The organism is Marinilabilia salmonicolor JCM 21150, assembly GCF_000259075.1.
GTDB lineage: Bacteria > Bacteroidota > Bacteroidia > Bacteroidales > Marinilabiliaceae > Marinilabilia > Marinilabilia salmonicolor.
The window spans coordinates 36,004-55,880 of sequence record NZ_AJKI01000021.1 but is presented as its reverse complement, the minus strand read 5'-3'; the positions used below and the strand labels follow the sequence as shown (position 1 = coordinate 55,880).

The following is a 19,877-nucleotide window of genomic DNA, read 5'->3' as shown; positions in this document are numbered from 1 at the left end:
CCGTGTTGCCGTTTTTTTGACGATAGGGGGCAGAAGAGATAAAGTTCTCTGTCTGCCCCACTTTTATTTGTTTATAGTTTAAAGTCCACCGGAGAGGTAAAGCTAACTGCCACACTTTTACCTCGTTGCTTACCGGGTTTCCATTCGGGCATTCCCTCAATAATCCGCTTGGCCTCTGCATCAAGCATCGGATCTACACCTCTCACAACCCTGACATTATCAACCTTGCCTGATGGGGCAATGATGTAATTGACATAAACTCTTCCTTCAACACTTTTTTCTTTGGCTTCATCCGGATATTTCAAATTGTTGGCGATGTAATTATGAAGAGCCAAATCACCTCCTGGAAATTGAGGCATTTCTTCGACAATGAAGAAGATGGGGTCCCCGTTGTACGTAGGTGCCTGGTTTGTTTTATTTTGGGTGGTTTTATCGTTTGCTTGAATCTTTTTCTCTTTCGAAGTTATCAGAATCACCCCGTTTTTCCCTTCATCTCCATACTTTTCAGTGGCAGATTTGTCCTTCAATACCTCAATAGCTTCAATACTTTCAGGTGAAATTTCACTTAAAGTTTCAAAGGGAACTTTTTTACCATCCAAAAAGATGATGGGATTGTTCTCAGGGGTTGTTTTACCGTTTGAACGAATGGATATGCTCAGATCTTTCTGCACCGTATCTCTTTTGAGTAGAACAACCATCTCTTTATTGAATTCTGGTTGTTTTTTTACAGTTTTGAAGCCTACAAAAGAGAAAGCAACCTCAGCGTTATTGGCAACATCTTCAATTTTAAACCTCCCGTTTTTGTCGGTAACGGATCCGGTGGTGGTATTGACAATGACCACGGATGTTCCGGGAAGTGGATCCCCGTTTTCCTGTACCACCTTTCCTTCGATGGTTTTTTCTCCGGATTGTTGTACCCGGAGATTGTTTTCCAGCCTTTTCAGTTTGGGTAATTCATTCCGGTGGGTGGGATTGTTGTTAACATCAGTCGCGGAAGTTTGATCCGACATTGTTGCTTCCGTTTTTGATGAATTTGTATTTTCTAATTCAGCAATGACATTGTCAATAATCCCGGTGCTCGGAGATTCTTCCGTGTTATCAACATCTTCTGTAGAGTTGGTGGAAATTGTTTCATAGATATACTCCGGTTCAGAGAATGCATAAAAAATGCAGGCGATTACAGGAAGAATAATGAGTAATTTCATTTTCCGGATGACAGGGATGGATGTATTTTTCATCATGATAAATCGTTTTTTGTTGAGTGAATAACTGAATGAATGGCCCAGTCTGATGGCCTCACCACCCAGTAACTGGTTGATGAGAATGGCTTTGTAAACTGCCGGATCCGACGTGTTTTTCAACGCCGCGCGATCGGCAAGATATTCATGGTTTTGCCTTATAAAATGACCATAAATCCAGGCCATGGGATTGAACCACTGAAGGGTTCGTAACAGTTCAGTCAAAATCAAATCAATCCAGTGATATTGCCGTATATGTGCCGATTCGTGGGCTACGATCTCCCGAAATTCTTTCTCTGTGGATGAAGGATTGACAATAATGTATGAGAAAAAAGAGAAAGAATGCCGGAATCTTCCGGATTTAACCACTTTCAGGTTGTTATGATGTTTGACTTCAGAGAGGCTGATGACTTTGAAAACCATCAGCGTTTGGGTCGCACTTTTCAAAAGAAAAAACAATGCTCCCGTGACGATGCTGGCTGCCAGTATGAAATCCCATGATAATGATTGATTCTGGATTGTCTGTGCCGTCTGTGCTGACACGCTTTCGGCAGTCAAAGGTACAGGCATTAAAGGAATGGTTACAGAATACCGGATGGTAATCAACGGGAATATAATAGCAGACAGCAGTCCGGCAAGCAGAAACAGTCGATTAAGCACGAAGAAACGTTCGTTGCGCAAAACCAGCAAGTAAATCAGACCAAAGACAGTGAGCCAAATGGACGATCTTATTAAATACGACAGAAAAGCTTCCATAATAAGCATCATTTTATCTTTTTTCTGTTTAGTTCTTTTTTGGTCTCTTCCATGAGTTGTTCCAACTCTTCAATGGAGAGGTCTTTTTCCCTGGCAAAAAAGGAAGCCATAGTCGGGAACGAATTGTTGAAGTACTTTTTCATTACCCCGAAGAGTTGGCTTTTCGAGTACTCTTCTTTTTTTACAATCGGATGAAATACGTGCACATTGCCGAATGTTTTATGGGTTGCATATCCTTTCTTTTCAAGAATCCGAACTATTGTTGATACCGTATTGCGCGCAGGCTTTGGCTCCGGAAATTTTTCGCGGATGTCGCGAACAGCGCCTTCGCCCAGTTCCCACAATATTTGCATCACTTGTTCTTCTGCTTTCGTCAGTTGCATATCTTTTCTTTTTGTCAATCCTTCATGACAAACGTACGACTAAAATTTTAGTCAGTCAAGTTTTGTGACAAATAATTGACTAAAGTTTTAGTTGTTTTTTGTAAGGTGGTTAAAATTAGCTTTTTAACAGTGTTTGCTTGTTAAAGCCTTTGGCTTAAGTTTATATTTGTTCTCAATTAACAAAATATCGACGCTGAAGGTGTTGTCTGTGGTTTTATTGATTGCTAGAAATGTCTTTTATTAAACATCAATTTACGAATTCTATCAAACAATAAGTGTATTTTGTACTTTGATAGAATATTTAATAAAATAGACCTATTTTTGAGAAAACATTAAGAAAATCTGCTTTATTATGAAGAAAATTGTAGTTAATTTACTGTTGGTGATGTTTTTAACTTCGCTGTCGGCTTTTGGGGAAAGGAATGAAATGTTGGAAATAAGTTCTCCTGACGGCAGTTTAAAAGTTAAAATTGCTGTTACCGATGAGATAGCATGGAGTCTGGAGGTTAATGATAATTTGGTTGCCGGACCTTCTGCTATTGCACTGGAAGTGGAAGACTACAGTGTTTTTGGAGAAGAACCTGTTTTGAGAAATTCATTTCCCGGTTCCCGAAACGAAATTATTGAAACTTCCTTCTATAAGAAATCGAAAATCAGCAACCAATATAATGAGTTGAATATGATTTTCAGAGGTGGTTATGGTTTGATTTTCAGGGCTTATAATGATGGGGTAGCCTATCGGTTTGTTACATCCATAAAGAAAGAAATTAAAATAAAGAGTGAGAAAACTTCCTTTGTATTCCCGGATGCCGGGGAATTTTATGTTCCATACGTGCGTGAACCGGTTGGACGCTATCAGGTCTCTTTTGAAAGTACTTATGATGTTTTAGAGCTGGACGAAATTGATGCCGATTCATTAATTATAACTCCGCTTTTGGTGAAGAACAATGATGGGACTTCTCTGGTAGTGAGTGAAGCTGATTTGGAAGATTATCCCGGAATGTTTTTGTCGTTGAATGATGATGCAACAGGGTTTAAGGCAGAATATGCACGTTACCCCATGGAAGAAGAGCAAGGGGGGCACAATAATCTTCAGTCTTACGTAACCAAAAGAGCCGATTATATTGCCAAAACTAACGGAAATCGTGCTTATCCCTGGCGAATGATTGCAGTGGGTAAGAATGATGCTGAACTGTTGGATAATGACCTGGTCTATAAACTTGCTTCTCCCTCACGAATTGAAGATACTTCATGGATTAAGCCGGGTAAAGTGGCCTGGGACTGGTGGAACGACTGGAATATTTACAATGTGGATTTTAAAGCCGGGATTAATACAGAGACTTACAAATATTACATCGATTTTGCTGCAGAGAAAGGAATCGAATATGTCATACTGGATGAGGGCTGGTCTGAAAGCACCAATCTCCTGAGCGTGGTTCCTGAAATTGACTTGCAGGAAATTGTTGATCATGCGAAGTCAAAGGGTGTGGATATTGTGCTCTGGGCCGGATGGTTGCCATTGAATCAGAAAATGGACGAGGTGTTTGAGAAATACTCGGAGATGGGCGTTAAAGGGTACAAAATTGACTTTATGAACCGGGACGATCAAAAAATGGTCAATTTTTATTATGAAACTGCTGCGAAAGCTGCTCAATATGAGCAATTCGTGTTGTTTCATGGTGCTTACAAACCTACCGGGCTGCACCGGACTTACCCCAATGTTTTGACGTATGAAGGGGTTTTTGGACTGGAGCAGGTGAAGTGGACTGAATATGATAATTTCCCCGAATATGATGTTACGGTGCCATATATTCGCATGCTTGCCGGCCCCATGGATTATACTCCGGGAGCGATGGAGAATGCCAATCGTTTCAACTGGCGGGCTGTGCACAGCGACCCCATGAGTCAGGGAACCAGGGTTCACCAGTTGGCTATGTATGTGGTTTTTGACTCTCCGTTTTCCATGTTGTGCGATAATCCCACCAACTATCTTCGTGAGGCGGAGAGTGTGGAGTTTATTGCTTCGGTGCCTACGGTATTCGATGAGACGGTGCCTTTGGCAGGTGAAATTGGCGATTATGTGGCTGTGGCCCGCCGTAAAGGTGATGCCTGGTATGTGGGAGCCATGACCGACTGGAACGGCCGGGAGCTGGAACTTGATTTCTCCTTTCTGAATGAGGGGGAGTACAATGCAATAGTTTTTGCCGATGGCATTAACGCTGACCGCGCCGCACGCGACTATACCAAAGAAGAAATTACCATTAACAGTGGCGAAAAACTGAAAATTGAAATGAAAAGTGGTGGTGGATGGGCTGCTGTTATTCAGCCTGTAAAGTAATATTGGGAATTCGGGTTTTTATACAATAATCCTGTCTTACATATAAAGTGGAGTGGAATGATTCAAGAACTTACTTTGAATCACTTCACTCCATTTTTTTTGCTTTGTTTTAGGAAAACAATTTTCTTTTTACCTCCCCTGCTGAAAAAACAATTTCAAGTTTATTGATGGGTACATGCATTTTCAAGTCTTCCCGGTGTGAGTTTTTGGTGAGGTTGTATTTTGCCGAATATGAGTTTTTTATGACTCCGGAATTTTTGGGTTGTTAACATTTCTTAATACGTTTACTTCCTAAAGACCGATAATGAATAAGTTAGCCTGCTTTATTCCCCTGATATAAAAATCACAGCTTAGATATAAAATCCAAAAACCTTTTTTCATGAAAAAAATTTACTTGTTTATTTCAGCTTTGCTGGTCACTATGACCACAGTCCATGCCCAGTACGAGCTGGTTTGGGAAGAGAACTTCGATGGCACCCAGTTGAACACCGATTACTGGACCACTGAAAATAAAGTCGGTATCTGGAATACGGGAGCCAATCAGGAACTGCAGCATTACAGATCCGAAAATGTGGAAGTGGGTCCTGATGGTGAGGGTGGCAATGCGTTGATCCTCACAGCTAAAAGTGAAAGCTACAATGGATATCAATTTACCTCAGGGAAGATTAAGTCAGAAGGAAAAGTTGCTGCCAAATACGGAAAGATTGAAGCACGCATCAAACTTCCTCAGTTGGCCGATGGTTTGTGGCCTGCCTTCTGGATGCTCGGAACTCATGGAGGAACCTGGCCTGCCAACGGCGAAATAGACATTGTTGAGGGTGGACATGCCGGGGGAATCGCTGCCGGAACTCAGGAACGTACTTTTAACGGAGCTTTGCACTGGGAAAGTGGTGGAAATTATGCCGGTTACGGTCCTCAATATACTGCTGCCGATGGGGTCAACCTGTATGAATACAATACTTTTACACTTCAATGGACATCCTCCCGAATCGAGATGTATTTTAATGAGGATACAGAACCTTATTTTGCCATGAACATTGATGGCGAAGATGCGGAGGAATTTCGCGACTGGCCCCACTTTTTCATTCTCAACCTTGCCGTGGGAGGCTCTTTCCCCGGTATTACCGATCCCAATGCTGTTTCGGCCCCAATGCCGGCAAAGATGTATGTCGATTATGTTCGGGTGTATCAGCAGGAATCCGATGGTGGACAATTGGTGGTAACTCCTCCGGCAGCTCCTGAAACTGATGCTTTTGGCATCTTCACAGAGAATTCAGATATTGCTGAAAAGTTTGTTATTGATGATGTGGGTAACTCTCTTCAGATTTGGGAGGAAACCATGGTTGCTATTGATGGAGCTCCTTCTTACGATGGTTCTGAAGTGATTGCGTTTTACACCAACCCTTCCTCAACTTGGTTTGGTTTTGGACTGAACTCATCTGCAGGTGTGGATCTTTCTCATTATGCCGATGGTTATCTGCATTTCAATATGCGTACTTCTTCAGACCAGAGCTTCTGGGTGGGGATGGGCGATACCAATCAGGCTGAAGCTAAAATAAATTTTAATGCCGGTAGTGATCCTTATGGTTTTGTTCGTGATGACCAGTGGCATACGGTTTCTATTTCTGTTTCTGATCTGACTGCCCAGGGACTGGACTTATCATCTGTTGGAAATGTTTTTATGTTGGGTGGTGAAGGCGTTTTATCTGATATTCTGGTCGATGATGTTTATTTTTCTTTGTCGGAGACTCCATTGATTAATAATGATTTAAATGCTGACAGAAACGGTCCTGTACAGCTTCCTGAATACACAGTAGAGGCTGATTTTTACGGCATTTTTACCGAAAATCCCAATGTATCGAAACAACTTTTGATTGATGACGTGGACGGGCATATTTTCATTTGGGAAAACACCTTGAATACTACTACCACGAATCCTTATGACGGGGAGGAGTTTCTTTCTTTCAGTTCCACGGGAAGTGCCGGATGGTGGGGGTTTGGTATTCATGATGACAATGCCCATGATTTAACACACTTTGCCAACGGGTATCTCTCTTTTTCTGTGAAAACAGCTTCCCAACAGGATTTTAAGCTGGAAATTAAGGGAGCCGGGGGGACAGCGGCTCTTTATCATTTTATTGCCGGTCAGGATCCTGAAGGCTTTGCTCGTGATGGTGAGTGGCATCGGGTGTCTGTGCCGGTCAGCGAATTAACCGCCCAGGGGCTGGATTTATCAGCAGTTGGTATTCCTTTTGCTGCCAGTGGAGGAGCTATATCCAATATTGCTTTCGACGATGTAATTTATACGGTAGGTGCTAATCAGCCCGAAAATCCGAATGTGAATTCAGGTGGCAGCGAACCGGAGCCTGGGATTACTTCCGATGAATATGGTATTTTCACCGAAAGAACTGATGTGACTGAGAATTTTGCTATTGATCAGGAGAATGGTTTTTTGCATATCTGGAATAACCTTACCGAATTGAGTGCTCAAACACCTTATGAAGGAGAGGAATTGCTGGCTTTTGAGTCTGCTGAAGATGGGTGGTCCGGCTTTGGTATCTTTTCAGAAACCCCGTTGGATTTGTCTCATTACCAAGGTGGATTTCTTAATTTCAGTATAAAAATTCCTGAGGACTCCAATGACTCTTTTACTGTACTGGTAGAGGATAAAGAGGGAGGAAAAGGAGAATTGTTCTTTGATCCGGGTGCCGATCCTTATGGTGTGCAGCGTAACGGAGAGTGGCATTTTATTTCGGTTCCTATATCAGACCTCCTCAATCAGACTGCTGCTTTAGATCTTTCCATCGTAGGGAATGTTTTTGCGGTGAGTTCGGGAACCCGGTCTCATGGTTTCATCTTTGACGATGTCTTCTATTCTGTTACAAAGCCTACTTTTTTGAGTTCTGTTTCAGCTGAAACGGTGAGTGTTTTTCCCAATCCGGCAACGACTTTTTTTGTTTTGGATATTCCGGAAGAACTGGAGATCGTAGATATTTTTAATCTTGCCGGTCAAAAGATACAATCATCAAAAGAAACCCAAAGCATTGGAGCCTTCCGGGTCAATTGCTCCGGATGGGAGGAAGGATGGTATTTTCTTAAAACTAAATCCATTTCCGGAAAAGATTATGTCTCAAGGGTTTATGTGAAACCATAAGAAATAGAGTTATTCAAACCGAAGAGTGAGGGTTTCGCAAAAGGGAAGTTCTCACTTTTTTTGTTCGGCTTTGGTTTCTTTTTGCTTTGAGTCTGGGAGTGGGGTGGCTAAATTGTGTTTCAAATATTTTGATTTCTGCAAGACAAAACTTCAACGATGCAGGAAGGAAAAAGGGATGTGAAATATGAAATAGTATTTTGTGATCGCACTATTAGTATATTTCTCAGCTAAGAATCTGTATATTTGAAGAGAAAGAATGCATTTTGTTCGAAACGTATAAAAAATTAAAGTGTACAAGGAAATGAAATCAAAAACACGGGTGTTGTTTGTAACGTCAATATTGTGGTTATTTTTTATTAATGTTTCATTGGGAAACGAGCCTTCAAAAGCCGGAGGGTTCAATTCCCAAAAGGATTTGTTGTTAGCACAGTTTGATTGTAAAACTGACGTAGATGATCTTCATTCAGTAGCTGCGCTGGTTACTTTATTGTCTGATTCCTCTTTTGCAAAAATTAATTATCATGCAATTGCAGGTGCTTATGGTATGCAGAATGGCTTGTATGTGCCACCCAATCCGCTTTTTCAGGCTGCCTTCGGCGACAATTGGACCGACGCTCATGCAGATTTTGAACAGGCAGTGGAGAAAGTCAAAACAATTGTAAAACCGATTCTTGCCAACGATGGAGAAGTCTGGATTGCAGAAGCAGGCCAGTCCGATTTTTCAGCCGCTTTGATAAAGGCTATTCATGAAGATTTGCCTGAAATAGATACGAAGCAGCGTTTTCACCTGGTGCAACATAGTGACTGGAATGAGGAGGTAACCACACCTGAGTGTCTTCAATTTGTAAAAGAAAATGCCGATTATCACAAAATACCCGATGGAAATGCCGTAGGAAACGGAACTCCGGGATTCCGTTCTCCGGTATATATCCAGCTAAAAAAAAGAATTAAGAATCCCAAATTGCTCGAAATATGGCAGCTGGCAATAGATATAGCCATGCAATACAATGGGGAAGAGGGGCGTTACAATAATGAAGCCATCGCTGCCGGAGGATTGGATTTCTCAGATTTTTCAGAAGTTTGCTGGATCCTGGGTTTGCATGATATTGAGGATGTGAATGGTTTTTTTGATCTATTTGCTTTCTAACTGAATTGGGATACATGGGCATCATCCGGGGATATAAAGATTGTTGAATGTACAGATGAAACGGGCATGGCAATCATTTCCCCAAAAGAATATGTATAAATTCTTGCATGCGAGTTCCATCCGACTTTAATAAACAAAATTTAAACGAATGAAACGTGCATGGCAAGGGATGCCACAAAAGACAATGTATAAATTCCTTTCATGCGAGTTCCATCAGACCAATAACTTAGATAAATTATATACTGATGAATAAAACATTTAATCACCTGATTATTTTTTTAGTAACCCTCTTTTTTTCTTTGTCAGCATATTCTCAGGATTATGATGTAGTTAAGAAAGGGCAGCCTGTTCCAGAATTTACGATAGATCAGAACGGTTATTTCTTTAATATTACTGACAATGAAGGGAAGGTTGTTTTGATAAATTTCTTCGCCACCTGGTGTGGCCCCTGCCTTAAAGAGATGCCATTTCTGCAAAAGGATGTGTGGGAGAAATATAAGGACAACAATAACTTTAAAATGCTGGCCATTGGGCGGGAGCATTCATTTGATGAAGTTGCTGCTTTTAAAGAGAGTCGGAATCTTGGTTTTCCGGTGTACGGTGATGAAGATAAAAGCATTTACAATAAGTTTGCAACCGGGTTTATTCCACGTAATTATATTGTGAATGAGGAGGGTAAAATAGTTTATGCTTCTGTAGGTTTTTCGGAAGAGGAATTTGAAAAAATGGTGGGTTTGCTGGAGCAGTTGATTACTAAAGGTGGGAATGACTAATTGTTTTATCGATAATCTTTTTTTTAGCTTTGCCGAAAAGTAAACTACTATGATGGACGTACTACTTAATCATCGCACAATCAGAAAATACACCGACCAACCCGTTGATGAGACCCTTCTAAATGATATTCTCATTGCAGGAACCCGTGCTTCAACTACCGGAAATATGCAGGTTTACAGCATTGTGGTTACCCGCGACGACGCAATGAAAGAGAAGCTGGCTCCTACACATTTTGGTCAGCCTGTGTTTAAAAATGCTCCGGTATCACTGACTTTCTGCGCAGATTTCAACCGGTTTAATAAGTGGTGCCGACAGCGAAATGCGGAACCTGGATATGATAACTTCCAGTCGTTTGTTGCTGCCGCTATTGATGCCCTTTTGGTTGCTCAAAATGTATGTGTTGCCGCAGAATATAAAGGTCTGGGCATTTGTTACCTTGGCACCGTTACTTACAATGCAGATAAAATCATAGATATTCTCAACCTGCCCAAAGGAGTGGTACCTGTAGCCACTGTAACTCTTGGCTGGCCTGATGAAAATCCTGCACAAGCCGAGCGCTTACCGCTGGAAGCTGTTGTGCATAAGGAGACTTACAAGGATTATACTGAGGAGGACATCGACCGCTTGTACAAAGAGAAGGAAGAACTTGACGCCAATAAGCAGTTTACAGCTGAAAATAATAAAGAAACCCTGGCGCAGGTCTTTACCGATGTTCGTTATACCAAAGCCAATAATGAGCATTTCAGTAAAGTTTACCTCGCGGTATTGAAGAAGCAGGGCTTTATAGATTAGAAACCATTTTAATAACGATTTTGAAACACCCGTTGGATTTCCTTCGGGTGTTTTTTTGTGATTTTTTTTACTTTTCATTAGGATCATTCTCCATAAACTTATTTTCCTGATATGGTTTACGCCTTAATGTGGAGTTATGTGTTTTTATAATTGGTTGTTTCTCTCCGTGTATGCCTGTTGATTAGAGTTATTCATTATAATCTTTTTGATAACTACTTGACTGTGTTTTACTCCTAACCCTTTGTTTTACTATTTTAACAACAAATCTATATTTTTAAATATGTAAATATTGGAATGGTAATTTTCATCCATTTACTTTGCACCCTCAATTAAAACCCGGGTATTCATTTCGAGGGAACCTGGATATAATTGAATGAAAGATCAATTAAAAGTGAAATGGCAAATATCCAATATTTATGAGAAAAAGATTTTCAGGTACAAAAATCAGATTACTACTTGCAGCATTAATGTTGTTGCCTGCCTTGGTGAAGGCCCAGAAGGGAGTTTCAAAAACCTGGACGCTGAATGAAGTGCTTGAGGTAGCTGAAGCCAACAACTGGCAAATTCAAAAGTCGACTCAGGAAGTGTTGAGCCAGAAAGCTGAGTACCGGTCAACATTGGCCAGTTTTCTGCCGAGGATTAATCTGTCAGAAACCGTTACGCATACCAACGATCCATTGGCTGCATTTGGTATTAAGTTGCAGCAAGAGATTGTTAACCAATCGGATTTTAATCCGGAGTGGCTGAATGATCCCGAAGAGATTACCGATTTCAATCTGGGTGTCTTGGTGGAACAACCTTTAATTAATCCGGATGCTTTTGCCGGAAGAAAGGCGGTGTCTCATAAGCTGGAGGCTTCTAAACACAAAGCTGCTCATTTGAAATATTACATCAGATATGCTGTAAAGCAGTCTTATTATGCCATCCAATTGGCTCAGTCTAAGCAACAGGTTTTGGAGGAAGCATTAAAGCATGCCAAAGAGAATCATCGCATTGCCCGTGATAATCAGGATCAGGGTTATGTGAATAAGGCAGATGTAATGGCAGCCAATGTAAGGGTGCTTGACCTGCAGACCAAAATTGAAGAAGCTCATAATGACGTGGTTTCAGCCGGACAGATGCTGGCATTTCTTCTGGGAATGGATATTGACGAAGAGATTGTTCCGGAAGAGGAATTGTCAAAAGTTTTTCTGACTACCGACGCTTCCGAATTTGATTTGCAAAACCGGAGCGACGTAATGGCTATGTCAAGCGGAGTGAATGCCCGTAATAAGATGGTTACCATGCAAAAAATGAAGTTTGTGCCTCGTCTCAATGCGTTTGGCGGGTATAATTTTCATGGTGATGAACTTACCGGTTTTGATGCTGACAGTTGGGTCGTTGGGGCCAGGTTGCAATGGACACTTTTTTCCGGAAACAAAAATCTGGCATCTGTAAAGAAAGCCAAAGCCAATGCTCAGTTGGCCGAAATCCGCAAAAGTGAGTATGTGGACAAGGGCCGCATGGAACTTGATAACGCCAGAAGAAAGTTAAATGTGGCGGAGAATTCCCTAAGTGCAAGTCAGTTGGCTGAGCAGCACATGGAAGAAGCCCTTCGCATCAGGATGGATCGTTACAAAGAGGGACTTGAGCGAACTTCTGATCTGCTGGCGGCCGAGGCTGCATATTCCCAAAAGCAATTGGAAAGACTGAATGCACTTTACAATTACAATAAAGCCGTTTTTTACCTGGAGTATCTAATGGAAGCAGAATAGAAAAGGTAAATGACAATAAACAAATTTTACATTTATTGAAGGAGCTATCCTTAAACCTCAAAATAAACATAAGTTATGAAGAATATATCCCTGATAATGATGATTTTTACAGGAATTCTGGCATCCTCCTGCTCTGAATCTGAGAAAGATAAAACAACTCAAGCTGGTCTAAAAGTGAAAGCTGCTACCATTGAAATATCCAGTAATCCTAAAGCTTACGATTACACCGGGATAGTTCAGGCACAAAAGCAATCTACCGTTGCCACCCGTCTGATGGGACAGGTTGAGCAAATATTGGTAGAAAAGGGAGATCGCGTAAAAAAAGGTGACCTTCTGGTATCTATTCGCAGCAATGCGATTGTAGCTAAAGAACAGCAGGTGGAAGCTGGTATAACTGAAGCCACCGCTGCTTTCGAAAATGTGGAAAACAATTTCAAGCGTATTAAAACCCTTTATGATAAAGAGAGCGCAACTCAGAAAGAGTTCGACGATATCAAAACTCAGTTTAAAATGGCGGAAGCCCGTCTTGAGGCAGCCAAACAGCGTCGCAGGGAAGTGGATGAGATGCTGCAATATGCCAATATCCGGTCTCCGTATGATGGCACTGTGATTAACAAATTTGTGAATACAGGCGATATGGCTTCTCCGGGCATGCCTTTGCTGGCCATTGAAGCGCCAGGTGCTTTTGAAGTGTTGTCACGAATTCCGGAAAGTGAAATGAATCTTTGGTCTGCCGGAGATACTGCCGTGGTTGAGATATCATCTGTTAATGAAACCGTCAAAGGAGTTATTACCAATATCAGTCCCTCCAGTAAATTTTCGGGTCCTCAGTATGAAATTCTTATCGGTTTAATTCCTGATGATGATCAGACTTCAATTGTCAGATCGGGAATGTTTGCTAATGTGAAATTACATCATGGTACGGAGGAAGTGGTTGAGGTGCCTTCGGAGCTGATTGTGGAAAGAGGCCAGCTGACAGGAATCTGGATGGTTAACCCACAGGATAAAGCCCTCGTGCGCTGGATTCGTCCCGGAAGGGAACTTAATGGTAAAACAGAAATTCTATCAGGGGTAAAATCTGGTGAAAGGTACATTACCGAACACGATGCCAGATTATATGATGGAATTTTGGTTGAGATAAACTAGATAATTTTGAGGTAGAGGGACTTTTGTGGCTATGTGCATGATTTAGCCTGGTCTATTGACTTCGTCGAACTTCGTTTCATAAGTTTTCGTCATGAGATGGTTAAATGCCAATAAATACGGGTAACCGCAAAGAAAATTGATGTAGGGAATAATAATTTATTTTCAAGTCAATTTTATTGAGGACGCCTTTATTTAGCCGGTAGTTGAACATTGTAATAGATAATTTATGAATAGTTCAGGTTAGATGTCTGATGTTATTTCAACCATCTCATATCTGAAAATCTCAAAATGTATCAATAGAAAGCATCACTAAAATGCCCTTATAGGCCTGATATGGTTCAATCTCTAACCTCTAATTCTCTAACTTCTAATAATCTAACAGTCTGTCAAAAGACCGTAACTAAGAAAATTTTATATAATGAAGACAGGTATAGCCGGTACGATAGCCAAACTATTCATAAACTCCAAGCTTACCCCTCTGCTCATGGTGGTATTCCTGTTGATAGGTGCTTACAGTTCCTATTTGACCCCACGAGAAGAGGAGCCTCAGATTGACGTCCCCATTGCAGATATCTTTGTAAGGTATCCGGGGGCCGGTCCGGAGGAAGTGGAGGCCAGAATCACCAAGCCACTGGAAAAGGTGATTTCCAACGTTACAGGAATCGAATATGTGTATTCAACTTCATCGCCAGGCGGTGCCATGATGATTGTGCAGTTTTATGTGGGTGAAGACATAGAGCGAAGTCTCGTGAAGATGTACAACGAAATCATCAAAAACATGGATAAAATGCCTCAGGGTATTTCCATGCCTTTGATAAAGACTCGCTCTATCGATGATGTCCCCGTACTGGGATTGACTTTGTGGAGTGAGAATTATTCTGATTATCAACTCAGGAGGCTGGCTCAGGAACTGAACTCCGAGATTGAAAAGGTGAATGAAGTGGCCGAAACCAAAGTGATTGGTGGCCGAAGTCGCAGTGTGCGTGTGGTTCTCAACAGGGAGAAGATGGAGGCTTACCATATTGATCCTTTGATGATCAGCCGGCAAATCAATCAGTCCAACAAACAGTTGACATCAGGTGACTTCAACAAGAACGATGAAGCCATCAGTGTGAAAGCGGGCAGTTTCTTTGAATCGGCTCGCGAGTTGAAAAATCTGGTGGTGGGCATTCAGAACGGACATCCGGTTTTCCTGAAACAGGTTGCTGAGGTGACGGATGGGCCAGAACTGCCCGAAACGTATGTGTCTTTTGGTTACGGAATGGGAAAAAAGGAGAAGCTGGAGAAAGCCCCCGGTGATTATCCTGCTGTAACCATATCAGTAGCTAAACGCCGTGGAGCGGATGCCATGCGTGTTTCCGATCAGATTTTGGATAAAATTGACCATCTGCGCAGTGAATTGATACCAGCCGATGTGAATGTGGACATTTCGCGGAATTATGGTGCCACGGCTTCACACAAAGTAGGAGAGTTGTTGATGCACCTTCTGGGTGCCATTGTGGCAGTGACTTTTGTAGTGATGCTGGCTATGGGCTGGCGCGGTGGTCTGGTGGTCTTCATATCAGTGCCCATTACATTTGCACTTACGCTCTTTAGTTATTATTTCCTCGATTATACACTTAATCGGATTACACTTTTTGCTCTGGTATTTGTGACAGGAATCGTGGTTGACGATTCCATCATTATTGCCGAGAATATGCACCGGCACTTTAAGATAAACCGGATGCCGCCATGGCAGGCTGCTATACGATCGATCGATGAGGTGGGTAACCCAACCATCCTGGCCACTTTTACGGTAATTGCAGCGGTTATTCCCATGGTATTTGTAAGTGGTCTGATGGGACCTTACATGAGTCCTATGCCTATCGGGGCTTCCATTGCTATGATGCTTTCGCTCATTATTGCCTTGGTTGTAACACCATGGCTGGGATTCAGGTTGCTTCGCCATCAGGATAAAAAAGAAGATAAACCCTATAAGCTTGAAGAGACACGCATCTATCGTCTTTACAAGCGTTCCATGATTCCTTTGATTGATTCTAAATGGAAACGGTGGGGGTTTATTGGGGGTGTCACAGTGCTGCTAATGGGCTCTATGCTGTTGTTTGCCCTGAAGGTGGTGACGGTGAAGATTCTGCCTTTCGATAATAAGAATGAGTTTCAGGTAGTAGTGGATATGCCTGAGGGAACTACCCTTGAGCGTACGGCCATGGTTACAAAGGAGATTGCCACTTATCTGAAGCAGGATAAACTGGTTTCTGATTATCAGACTTACGTGGGAACAGCCGCGCCTATCAATTTTAACGGGCTGGTGCGTCATTACGATTTAAGAAGAAGTGATAATGTGGCCGATATTCAGGTTAATTTGTTGCCCAAAGGGGAACGTGATCTTCAGAGTCACGATATTGCAAAGGCTCTGCGGCCTGAGATTCACCGTATTGCTTCCCGTTACAATGCCAATGTAAAAGTGGTGGAAGTCCCTCCCGGACCTCCGGTATTGTCAACCCTGGTGGCTGAAATATATGGTCCCGACCGTAAAACACAGATCCGGATTGCTGAAAAAGTCAAAACGCTACTTAACAATACCGAAAACGTGGTTGATGTGGATTGGCAGATGGAAGATGATCAGAAAGAGTTCTTTTTCAATGTGGACAAGGAAAAAGCTGCACTTGCCGGGATTTCCACTGAGCAGCTGGTGGGCGCATTGAACATGGGATTGCACGGACGCGAAGTATCTACACTTTACGATGAGGATGAGTACAAACAGGTAGGCATCTCTTTGCGATTGGATGAGCAGCAGCGCAGTAGTATTCGTGATTTGGAAAAGCTTAAGCTGATGTCGGAAAATGGTACTATGGTGCCTGTTGGCGATATAGTAAACATTGAAGAGAAGGTAAAAGGAAAGAGCATCTATCGCAAGAATCAGAAGCGGGTGGTGTATGTTACTGCCGATGTTGCCGGAGAATTGGAGAGTCCGGTGTATGCCATGCTTGATGTTTCTGAAAGACTTAAAAACATTGACCTTCCTGAAGGATATTCGCTCGGTGAATATTACAAGGGACAACCTCAGAAAGAGGACAATTACGGATTGAAGTGGGACGGAGAATGGCAAATCACTTATGAAGTTTTTCGTGATTTGGGAACTGCCTTTGCTGTAGTGCTTGTGATAATTTATATGCTGATTGTGGGTTGGTTTCAGAATACCAGAGTGCCATTTGTGATGATGGTGGCAATTCCGCTGTCATTGGTGGGAATTATTCTGGGACATATGATTCTGGGAGCATTCTTTACAGCCACCTCCATGATTGGTATGATTGCCCTGGCGGGTATAATGGTGCGAAATTCCATTTTACTGATCGATTTCGTAAACCTTCGTCTGGCCGATAATGTGCCATTAAAGCAGGCGGTTATTGAAGCAGGTGCCGTGCGTACTATCCCTATATTGCTCACAGCCGGAACTGTGGTCATAGGTGCCTTTGTGATTCTGTTCGATCCCATTTTTCAGGGGCTGGCCATTTCTCTGATGGGAGGAACCATCGCATCCACCTTCCTGACACTAATATTGGTTCCGCTTATCTTTTACATGACTGAGAGAAAAAGGTATGAAAAGCCATCGAAATCAGAGGAAGTTGAAAGGGATGATGAATCTAAAACCAAACAAGTTTAAGTGGTTAAAGGGAGTATTTTGTGGCCGATATTGGCAGGTGTCGAAAAGTCTAACGATCTATTGAAATAAAAAAAGAGGTTAATAAATTAAGAATCTCTTAAGGAATTAAATCTAAGTTATTATGAAACTAATAGTAATTACCAGTCTTTATGAATTCACAAAGGAGATAGAGCGCTTCCTTCGTGAAAAGAAAGTCCTGGCCTATTTCGAAATGGATGTTCAGGGTTTTAAAGTCTTCGAAGAAAATGAGAATTTCCAGGAAAACTGGTTTGTTTCAGGGCCGCGCCAACGGCCCACAAACTCTCTCGGGGTTTTTGCCTTTATCGAAAACCAAAAAGCTTCTCAGTTGATGCAGGCCCTCAAGGAATTTGATGACGAACATGGCAATATTCTTAATGCCTTTTCCGTGAATGTAGAGGAATCTGTATAAATTAGTTTTGAGTACGAAGTTCTGTTAATTTGTTGGCATTAAGAGCTTTTTAGGCCTGGGCTTAGATGGGCATAAGGTTGACAAAAGCAACCTTATGCTTTTTCTTGCATCTAATGAATGATATTCTTCTTACTCAATTTCTAATTTAATAGCCATTATTATGATGATAGCTAAATCCATTGCTGTGTTATTGCTTGCAGGTTTGTTTGGTTGCAGTTTGTTCAATAACGACGAAGAACCGGTTAAAAAGGATTTTGATCTCAAGTCGCTGGAAGTTCTGGAGGCAACTGATCGGTTTGGCTGGGAACTTTTGGAGACTGTTAATTCTGAGGCTAATGAAGGCGAGAATGTGGTGATTTCGTCACTAAGCGTTGCTCAGGCTTTGGGGATGACCACCAACGGTGCTGCCGGTCAAACACTCGACCAGATGGTTGGGGTTATGGATTTTGGAGATGTGGAAACAATGAACCAATCCTTTAAAAATATCCGCGAAGTATTGCAATCGACTGATTCCAAAGTGGAGTTGGAAATTGCCAACTCTGTGTGGTATAAGAAGGACCTGCCGGCAAAGCACGAGTTTAGTGAGACTGTTAAAGAGTTTTATAATGCAGCTTTCAGTGGTGTGGATTTTTCAGATAAAGAGGCTGCTAAGGAGCGAATCAATAACTGGGTAAATGATAAAACCCATGGTAAAATCCCCACTATTATCGATGAGATTAGTGACCAGCAATATATGTTCCTGGTAAATGCTGTCTATTTTCTTGGAAAATGGCAATATCAATTTGACAAATCAGATACCAGGGATGAAGACTTCTTTTTGTCTGATGGTTCTGTAGCTCAGGTGTCTATGATGAGCCAGGAAAATGACCTGCAGTATCATAAAAATGATGACCTGCAGGCACTGAAACTTCCTTATGGCAACGGTTCTTTTTATATGGTTATTGCACTTCCTGAGGAGGATAGGACTGTTGACCAATTGATAGAGAATATGACTTCCGAAAAATGGAACTCCGTATTAGGGAGTATGACTGAACGAAACCTTAAGGTTTTTCTGCCTCGTTTCGAGGTTGAATGTAAGTATCTCCTGAATACAAGTCTTGTAAATATGGGAATGGAGCTTCCTTTCTCTCCCTCTCTGGCCGATTTTTCCAATATGATTGATGCTCCTGCTTGCATTGATAAAGTCAATCATAAAACATATATCAAGGTGGACGAGGAGGGAACAGAAGCAGCTGCTGCAACCAGTGTGGGAATGGTTGTTACCTCTGTTGGGCCTGAATTGCCGGTGTTCAGAGTAGATCGACCATTCTTCTTTGCCATTGCTGAAGAACAAAGCGGGGCCATTCTCTTTTCCGGAAAAATTGAGAATCCCTTGTAATACTTGGGCAGAGCCTTTTATCAAGCCTCAACCCTCAACCCTCATTCCTCAGCCCTTTTACCCCTCTCTGTGATTGTAAACTGCACTTGCCTGCGCGGTTGGCATGAGCAGCATATCGTTCACATTGACGTGCGCCGGACGGGAAATCATAAATTCTACGGCATCGGCCACATCTTCAGCGTAAAGCGGGGTCAGTCCTTTATAAACTTTGTCGGCTTTTTCTTTGTCGCCATGATATCGTACAATCGAGAATTCTGTTTCTACCATCCCTGGTGAAATGGAGGATACTTTAATATTATGTGGTAACAGATCAATCCGCATACCTTTGGTAATGGCGTGTACTGCATGTTTCGAGGCACAATATACATTGCCATTGGCATATACTTCTGATCCGGCAATGGAACTGACGTTTATGATGTGCCCATGTTTTCTTTTGATCATTTCAGGCATAATGGCTTTGCTGACAGCAAGCAGGCCTTTTACATTGGTGTCAATCATCTGCTCCCAGTCGTTCCAATCTCCATCCTGAATAGGATCAGCCCCCGCTGCCAGACCTGCATTGTTGATGAGAATTTCAGGAGTGTTCCATTCTTCCGGTAAAGACTTTATAGCACGCTCCACTTCATCTTTATTGCGAACGTCAAAAACCAGCGTCTTAACTTCTATGTTATTGTTGTTTAGCTTTTGGGCCAGTTCGTTCAGTCGGTTTCCTCGCCTTCCGGTGATGATGAGGTTGTATCCGTTCCGCGCCAGCATTGCAGCGCAGGCTTTTCCTATTCCTGAAGAAGCACCTGTTACTAAAGCAATTTTTTTCATATTGGTAATAGTTTAAAATTATTTGTGGATTAATCAGTCCTTTCAAATGGGAGGTTGTGCTTTTAACAGGCGGAAAGTATTTGAGCAATAGCCCGGGACGTTGCCCT

The 19,877-nt window shown here is 42.0% G+C and carries 13 protein-coding genes; 10 read left to right on the top strand and 3 right to left on the bottom strand.

Translation table 11 applies throughout. From position 1 onward, the window contains the following. Positions 1 to 71 precede the first annotated feature (71 nt). Both W7W_RS0111400 and W7W_RS0111395 read right to left on the bottom strand, forming a co-directional pair. Positions 72 to 1,994, bottom strand: a complete 1,923-nt coding sequence (locus W7W_RS0111400) for a M56 family metallopeptidase (RefSeq protein ID WP_162097979.1) — start codon at positions 1,992 to 1,994, stop codon at positions 72 to 74. Positions 1,995 to 2,002: 8 nt separating this feature from the next. Beyond that, on the bottom strand, positions 2,003 to 2,377 hold the full coding sequence (locus W7W_RS0111395; RefSeq protein ID WP_010663887.1) for a BlaI/MecI/CopY family transcriptional regulator: 375 nt from the start codon (positions 2,375 to 2,377) through the stop codon (positions 2,003 to 2,005). A gap of 352 nt (positions 2,378 to 2,729) precedes the next feature. On the opposite strand from W7W_RS0111395, the gene W7W_RS0111390 reads away from it, so the two are divergent. The 10 genes from W7W_RS0111390 (at position 2,730) to W7W_RS0111340 (ending at position 18,954) form a co-directional block, all read left to right on the top strand. After that, positions 2,730 to 4,715, top strand: coding sequence for a glycoside hydrolase family 97 protein (locus W7W_RS0111390; RefSeq protein ID WP_010663886.1), 1,986 nt, complete (start codon positions 2,730 to 2,732; stop codon positions 4,713 to 4,715). A gap of 379 nt (positions 4,716 to 5,094) precedes the next feature. Further along, a complete protein-coding gene (locus W7W_RS0111385; RefSeq protein ID WP_010663885.1) occupies positions 5,095 to 7,869 on the top strand; it encodes a putative glycoside hydrolase in 2,775 nt (924 codons plus the stop codon). A 301-nt stretch (positions 7,870 to 8,170) separates the two neighbouring features. Next, positions 8,171 to 9,016 carry a hypothetical protein gene (locus tag W7W_RS0111380; protein WP_010663884.1) on the top strand — a complete coding sequence of 282 codons (846 nt, stop codon included), beginning with the start codon at positions 8,171 to 8,173 and terminating at the stop codon, positions 9,014 to 9,016. Positions 9,017 to 9,261: 245 nt separating this feature from the next. Next, positions 9,262 to 9,789: a TlpA family protein disulfide reductase gene (locus W7W_RS0111370; RefSeq protein ID WP_010663883.1), complete on the top strand. Its 528-nt coding sequence runs from the start codon at positions 9,262 to 9,264 to the stop codon at positions 9,787 to 9,789. A 49-nt stretch (positions 9,790 to 9,838) separates the two neighbouring features. Continuing rightward, entirely contained in the window at positions 9,839 to 10,582 is a 744-nt protein-coding gene (locus W7W_RS0111365; protein ID WP_010663882.1) for an NADPH-dependent oxidoreductase, read from the top strand. Between the two features lie 416 nt (positions 10,583 to 10,998). After that, on the top strand, positions 10,999 to 12,336 hold the full coding sequence (locus tag W7W_RS0111360; protein ID WP_025006984.1) for a TolC family protein: 1,338 nt from the start codon (positions 10,999 to 11,001) through the stop codon (positions 12,334 to 12,336). A 75-nt stretch (positions 12,337 to 12,411) separates the two neighbouring features. After that, complete coding sequence (locus tag W7W_RS22080; protein ID WP_010663880.1) at positions 12,412 to 13,482, top strand: efflux RND transporter periplasmic adaptor subunit; 1,071 nt, start codon at positions 12,412 to 12,414, stop codon at positions 13,480 to 13,482. 418 nt (positions 13,483 to 13,900) lie between these two features. Beyond that, positions 13,901 to 17,146, top strand: a complete 3,246-nt coding sequence (locus W7W_RS0111350; RefSeq protein WP_010663879.1) for an efflux RND transporter permease subunit — start codon at positions 13,901 to 13,903, stop codon at positions 17,144 to 17,146. A 121-nt stretch (positions 17,147 to 17,267) separates the two neighbouring features. Beyond that, a complete protein-coding gene (locus W7W_RS0111345; protein WP_010663878.1) occupies positions 17,268 to 17,576 on the top strand; it encodes a hypothetical protein in 309 nt (102 codons plus the stop codon). A gap of 160 nt (positions 17,577 to 17,736) precedes the next feature. Then, positions 17,737 to 18,954, top strand: a complete 1,218-nt coding sequence (locus W7W_RS0111340) for a serpin family protein (protein ID WP_234408736.1) — start codon at positions 17,737 to 17,739, stop codon at positions 18,952 to 18,954. A gap of 57 nt (positions 18,955 to 19,011) precedes the next feature. Here W7W_RS0111340 and W7W_RS0111335 read toward each other — a convergent pair whose 3' ends face one another. Then, positions 19,012 to 19,770, bottom strand: a complete 759-nt coding sequence (locus W7W_RS0111335) for an SDR family NAD(P)-dependent oxidoreductase (protein WP_010663876.1) — start codon at positions 19,768 to 19,770, stop codon at positions 19,012 to 19,014. Positions 19,771 to 19,877 lie beyond the last annotated feature (107 nt).

Excerpts from the sequence above, each read along its gene's own strand:
- W7W_RS0111370 (WP_010663883.1), top strand. The coding sequence starts at position 9,262 with ATGAATAAAACATTTAATCACCTGATTATTTTTTTAGTAACCCTCTTT.
- W7W_RS0111360 (WP_025006984.1), top strand. The coding sequence starts at position 10,999 with ATGAGAAAAAGATTTTCAGGTACAAAAATCAGATTACTACTTGCAGCA.
- W7W_RS0111340 (WP_234408736.1), top strand. The coding sequence starts at position 17,737 with ATGATGATAGCTAAATCCATTGCTGTGTTATTGCTTGCAGGTTTGTTT.
- W7W_RS0111390 (WP_010663886.1), top strand. The coding sequence starts at position 2,730 with ATGAAGAAAATTGTAGTTAATTTACTGTTGGTGATGTTTTTAACTTCG.
- W7W_RS0111395 (WP_010663887.1), bottom strand. The coding sequence starts at position 2,377 with ATGCAACTGACGAAAGCAGAAGAACAAGTGATGCAAATATTGTGGGAA.
- W7W_RS0111385 (WP_010663885.1), top strand. The coding sequence starts at position 5,095 with ATGAAAAAAATTTACTTGTTTATTTCAGCTTTGCTGGTCACTATGACC.
- W7W_RS0111350 (WP_010663879.1), top strand. The coding sequence starts at position 13,901 with ATGAAGACAGGTATAGCCGGTACGATAGCCAAACTATTCATAAACTCC.
- W7W_RS0111345 (WP_010663878.1), top strand. The coding sequence starts at position 17,268 with ATGAAACTAATAGTAATTACCAGTCTTTATGAATTCACAAAGGAGATA.
- W7W_RS22080 (WP_010663880.1), top strand. The coding sequence starts at position 12,412 with ATGAAGAATATATCCCTGATAATGATGATTTTTACAGGAATTCTGGCA.
- W7W_RS0111380 (WP_010663884.1), top strand. The coding sequence starts at position 8,171 with ATGAAATCAAAAACACGGGTGTTGTTTGTAACGTCAATATTGTGGTTA.
- W7W_RS0111335 (WP_010663876.1), bottom strand. The coding sequence starts at position 19,770 with ATGAAAAAAATTGCTTTAGTAACAGGTGCTTCTTCAGGAATAGGAAAA.
- W7W_RS0111365 (WP_010663882.1), top strand. The coding sequence starts at position 9,839 with ATGATGGACGTACTACTTAATCATCGCACAATCAGAAAATACACCGAC.
- W7W_RS0111400 (WP_162097979.1), bottom strand. The coding sequence starts at position 1,994 with ATGGAAGCTTTTCTGTCGTATTTAATAAGATCGTCCATTTGGCTCACT.